Raw genomic sequence first — 866 nt, 5'->3', positions numbered from 1 at the left:
TCGAGGCGCTGCGCACCGTGCCACGGCTCGCGGTCGTCGCCGGTGCGCCAGACCGCGGCGTCGAGCGCCAGCCACGGGTCGAGCGTGGCGACCGGGGCGTCCGAGCCGAAGGCCAGCGGCACCCCCGCTTCGTGCAGGGTCCGGTAGGCGTAGACCCGGTCGGTGCGGTCGGCCCACACCCGGTCGGCGACGTCGCGGTCGTCGACGAGGTGCCGCGGCTGCACCCCGGCGACCACGTCGAGCCTGGCCAGCCGCTCGGCCTGCCCCGGGGCGAGCAGCTGGACATGCTCCACCGAACCGCGCGCACCGGCCGCCTCGATCGCGTCCAGCGCGACGTCGAGGGCGCCGTCGCCGATCGCGTGCACCATGGCCGCCAGCCCGTGCCGGGTGGCCGAGGCCAGCAGCACCCGCAGGTGCTCGGGCGGCACGGACAGCACGCCGTGGTCGTCGGTGCCGGGGTAGACGTCGCGGCACCAGGCGGTGCGGGTGTTGAGCGACCCGTCGACGATCACCTTGAGCGGTCCCTGGGTGACCCGTGGCGCCAGCCGGTCGCCGGTCGCCAGGTCCTCGTGCACCACACGGTCGAGGTACTGCTCCCAGACCCCGGCCCGCACCTGGACGGCGGGCACCGGCCGCCGCCGCCAGACGCTCACGTTGTCCGCGATCTCCACGTCCACCAGCCCGACGACACCGCGCGCCGCGGCCGCCTGCAGGGCGCGGGCGACCGCCGCATCGGCCTCGGCCTCGCTCACCTGGTCCAGGACGCCCATGACGCCCATCCACTCCCGCTCGCGCAGCACCCCCGTCGGGTGCCCGGTCGCGCCGAGCAGCGCGAGCCCCGCGGTCGACGCCCACGCACAGTGCAG

1 protein-coding gene is annotated in these 866 nt (G+C 76.6%); it reads right to left on the bottom strand.

The window, feature by feature from the left end:
* Window positions 1-866: amidohydrolase family protein (locus F2B26_RS16480; RefSeq protein WP_159811165.1), on the bottom strand; the 866-nt coding region annotated here is incomplete at both ends.

Source organism: Cellulomonas citrea (assembly GCF_009829685.1).
Lineage (GTDB): Bacteria > Actinomycetota > Actinomycetes > Actinomycetales > Cellulomonadaceae > Cellulomonas > Cellulomonas citrea.
Note: the sequence above shows the minus strand (reverse complement) of the source record. Positions and strands in the feature narration are given on the sequence as shown.